Annotated in this window: 4 protein-coding genes, 1 other RNA gene and 1 pseudogene; 3 read left to right on the forward strand and 3 right to left on the reverse strand. The window is 64.0% G+C overall.

The features are described 5' to 3' along the window. On the reverse strand, positions 1 to 976 hold a 976-nt coding region (locus WB528_RS26435), incomplete at its 3' end, for an RNA polymerase sigma factor (RefSeq protein ID WP_423892258.1). Between the two features lie 106 nt (positions 977 to 1082). Continuing rightward, on the reverse strand, positions 1083 to 1433 hold the full coding sequence (locus WB528_RS26440; protein ID WP_423892259.1) for a YciI family protein: 351 nt from the start codon (positions 1431 to 1433) through the stop codon (positions 1083 to 1085). Positions 1434 to 1582: 149 nt separating this feature from the next. On the opposite strand from WB528_RS26440, the gene rnpB reads away from it, so the two are divergent. The 3 genes from rnpB to WB528_RS26455 all read left to right on the forward strand — a co-directional run bounded on the left by rnpB (position 1583) and on the right by WB528_RS26455 (position 3532). Next, an RNA gene (gene rnpB, locus WB528_RS26445) (RNase P RNA component class A) lies at positions 1583 to 2047 on the forward strand. A gap of 144 nt (positions 2048 to 2191) precedes the next feature. After that, entirely contained in the window at positions 2192 to 2734 is a 543-nt protein-coding gene (locus WB528_RS26450; RefSeq protein ID WP_423892261.1) for a hypothetical protein, read from the forward strand. Positions 2735 to 2794: 60 nt separating this feature from the next. Continuing rightward, on the forward strand, positions 2795 to 3532 hold the full coding sequence (locus WB528_RS26455) for a sulfite exporter TauE/SafE family protein (protein WP_423892262.1): 738 nt from the start codon (positions 2795 to 2797) through the stop codon (positions 3530 to 3532). 32 nt (positions 3533 to 3564) lie between these two features. Here the strand turns inward: WB528_RS26455 and WB528_RS26460 are convergent. Beyond that, a pseudogene (locus WB528_RS26460) lies at positions 3565 to 3754 on the reverse strand (MFS transporter); the annotation flags it as partial.

Below are 3754 nucleotides of genomic sequence, written 5' to 3' on the forward strand. Positions count from 1 at the left end.
GGGTGATCCGCAACAGCACTTCGTAAAGCCCCGCAATTTGCTTCCAGTCGGTGTCCTGAAAATTGGGCGCCTGGGCGTGAAGTGCCGCGATCGCCGCCTGCACCGTGTAGGCCTCAGCGCGGCTCGGCAACTGCAATGCCTCTTCCACGAGCATCAAGCCTTCGGCGATCTGAGCCCGATCCCACAGCGAGCGGTCCTGCTCTTCAAGCAACACGATATCGCCGCCTTCGGTCTGGCGTCCGCTGCGACGCGCATCGTGCAACAGCATCAGGGCGAGCAGACCCTTGACCTCCCGGCGGCGCGGCATCAAGGCATCGAGCAGACGCGCGAGCCGGATCGCCTCGCGCGCGAGGTCGGGCCGCATCAGTTCCTCGCCCGAGGTTGCGACATAACCTTCGGTGAAGACGAGATAGATCACCGCCAGCACGCCGCGCAGCCGCGGCTCGAGCGAATCGCGGTCTGGCACTTGATAGGGAATCCCGGCGAGCCGGATCTTCTGCTTGGCGCGAACGAGGCGCTGGCCCATCGCGTCCTCGCTCGCCACGAAGGCGCGCGCCACTTGCGCGGTCGTCAGTCCGCAAACGGTTCGCAGCGTCAGCGCGACTTGAACCTCGGCGGCGAACGAAGGATGGCAACAGGTGAAGATCAGCCGCAGCATGTCGTCATCGAGCACGGCGTCATTGCCCTCGACCGAAACCTCGGCGTTGAGCAGCACTTCATGGGTCAGCGCGGCCTGCTTGTCGCGAAACGAGATTTGCCGGCGGATGCGGTCGATTGCCTTGTTGCGCCCGACATTGACCAGCCACGCCCGCGGATTGGCAGGCGGTTCAGTGCAGGGCCAGCGCTCGAGGGCCGCCGCAAAGGCTTCCTGCAACACGTCCTCGGCGAGATCGAAATCGCCGACGAGGCGGATCAGCGTGGCCAGCGCCCGGCCCGCCTCGTCGCGAAATATTTTTTCGATTTCGGCTGACGTCATCGTTCACCGTTCCTCCGGGAGCTGGCCGAAGCCAGCTGACCCGGAAGCTGCAAGTGAGGAATTTCCGCAATCGTGTTCGGACGCTTTGCAAATGACGGCTTCGCCGTCACTTGTAGACCATGATGGGCCGAACCTCGATCGAGCCGCTTTTGGCTCCCGGAATCCGGGCCGCGATTCCGATCGCGGCGTCGAGATCCTTGGCCTCGACCAGATAGTAGCCGCCGAGCTGTTCGCGCGTTTCGGCAAACGGGCCGTCGGTGGTGAGGATCTTGCCCTCGCGCACGCGCACGGTGGTCGCGGTCGTCGACGGCTGCAATCCATCGCCGGCCTTGAAGTTTCCGCTCTGGATGATGGACTGCGTGAATGCGCCGTACTCCGCCGACATGGCCTGGAGATCGGCACCAGTCATTTTACCGAGTTCGGCTTCGCTTCGGTAGATCATCAAGAGATATTGCATCGCTCTCCTCCTTGTGAATTGGCGTCATCGCCGACAACCAGTCGAAGAAGCCTGCCGCCAAACGACATCTTCACGATAATTATTTTTTGGGGCGCAGGTCCGGCGTTATCGGCTTGACGGCGCCCGCCATAAACCCCATGCCTTGGACGTCAGTCGGCCGGACGGCCGCTCCCGCGAGGGAGAGGAAAGTCCGGGCTCCATCGACATACGGTGCCGGATAACACCCGGCGGGGGCAACCCCAGGGAAAGTGCCACAGAGAACGAACCGCCCGCCTCCGCCCTTAGGGCTTCGGTGCGACAAGCCCTCGGGCCTGCTGCGCCGTAGCAGCGCAAGCTGCGAAGGCGAGTAAGGGTGAAAAGGTGCGGTAAGAGCGCACCGCGGGTCCGGCGACGGAACCGGCATGGTAAACCCCACCGGGAGCAAGACCGAATAGGGATGGCAACGCGGGACGTTCGCGAAAGCGATAACGCCTGCGGGAGCGATGTCTGGCTCGCTGTCCGGGTAGGTTGCTCGAGGCCATGCGCAAGCATGGTCCCAGAGGAATGGCCGTCGCGTCTCGTCCATGCAAATGGGCGAGGCCCTACAGAACCCGGCTTACAGGCCGGCTGATGCTGATCAATGAGGGGTTCGGCGTGAACAGCGCCGGACCCCTCGCCATTCAGCGGTTTAGGTCCGGGCCCATCTTCAGGAGTATTGTTTTGCCTTGCCCGCGCCATATCCAGCCTTTATTGCTGACCCCATCGACCGGGGGAACTTCTTGATCAGCGCATTGCCTTGCATCCGGACCGCCACCGCGCTGGCCGCGGTTGCGATCGTCGTTGCCGGATGCGCGGCGGCGAATAATGCGACCTCGGCCCAGGCGTCGGCTCAGGGCGAGCAGCCGTACGGGACCATGTACGGCATCTCCAGCGAGGGCACGACCACCGACCTCTACACCGAGATTTTCGGTCCGCGCCAACCCCCGCCTGCGCCCGCGACGAACGTTGCCTCGACCCAGCCTGTTCAGCCCGTCACGGCGCAACCGGTCACTCCGGTTCAGCAGGGCAATGCGGCTGCACGCCCGGGGCAGATAGCGACCACGACGAACCGGCAGGGCCAGACCACGTTGGCCAACCGGGCGCCGCAACCGGCCTACGGCCAGCCGGCTCCGGTTCAGCCGGTGCAGGTCGCACAGCAACCCGCGCCTCCCGCACCTCCGCCAGAGCCGGACGTTCCCGCCGCTTTCGGCATCACCTCCAACGGGCCGACCACCGATCTCTACACCGAGATCTTTGGACCGAGGCGCAGCAACGGCCAATAACGCCGCCAAGTCTGATGAGCGGATTTGACATTCTGATATGAATGTCAGAACCACGTCGGCATGAGCACGACTGCGATTTCTGTGCTGATAGTCGGCGCGCTTGCCGGCGGTTTCGTGTCGGGCCTTGCAGGTTTTGGCACCGCGTTGATGGCGCTCGGCATCTGGCTTTACGTCGTGCCGCCGGACGTTGCGGTCCAGCTGGTGCTGATCTGCTCGATCATTGCCCAGACCTCGACCCTGCCTTCGGTCTGGCGCTCGATCGACTTCAAGCTGGTGTGGCCTTTTCTGGCCGGCGGCATTGTCGGCGTGCCGCTCGGCACGGCGCTGGTCGCCTATGCCGATCCGCGCGACTTCAAACTCAGCGTCGGCATTCTTCTGTTGGTGTTTCCGGCCGCGCTTTATTTGCAGCGCCGGCCAATGGCGTTTCGCATCGGCGGCAAGGCTGCCGACACTGCAATCGGATTTGCCGGCGGCGTGCTCGGCGGCCTCGCCGGCCTGTCCGGCCCGATTCCGATTTTGTGGGCCAGCGTGCGCGGCTGGGGCAAGGACGAACGGCGCGGCCTGTTCCAGACTTTCAACTGGACGATACTGACCGCCGCACTTTGCATGCAGGCGGGCAGCGGGCTGATCGCGCACCAGACCATGTGGCTGGCGTTACTGGTGCTGCCGGCGACGATCGGCGGCGCGTGGTTGGGCGCGCGCGCCTATCACGTGCTGAGCGACGGCAATTTCCGCGACGTCGTCCTCGGCCTGTTGTTTTTGTCCGGCATCACGCTGGTCTGGAGCAGCATCGGTTAGCTGACGCCGCGCGGCGTCAGACGTGGCTCGCCTCAATGCGCCTCGACCGGGACGCCGGTGGTTGGCTTGTTCAAGAGCATGACGCTGATGCTGAGACCAAAATAGAATACTGCCAGCATGAAGAACGCGTCGCCATAACCCATCACCACTGCCTGGCGGTGAACGATCAGCGACAACTGCTTCAGCGCCATCAACGCCGCATCGCCCATGCCTTGCAGGCGC

Source organism: Bradyrhizobium sp. (assembly GCF_049586575.1).
Taxonomy (GTDB): Bacteria; Pseudomonadota; Alphaproteobacteria; order Rhizobiales; family Xanthobacteraceae; genus Bradyrhizobium.

Excerpts from the sequence above, each read along its gene's own strand:
- WB528_RS26440 (WP_423892259.1), bottom strand. The coding sequence starts at position 1,433 with ATGCAATATCTCTTGATGATCTACCGAAGCGAAGCCGAACTCGGTAAA.
- WB528_RS26455 (WP_423892262.1), top strand. The coding sequence starts at position 2,795 with ATGAGCACGACTGCGATTTCTGTGCTGATAGTCGGCGCGCTTGCCGGC.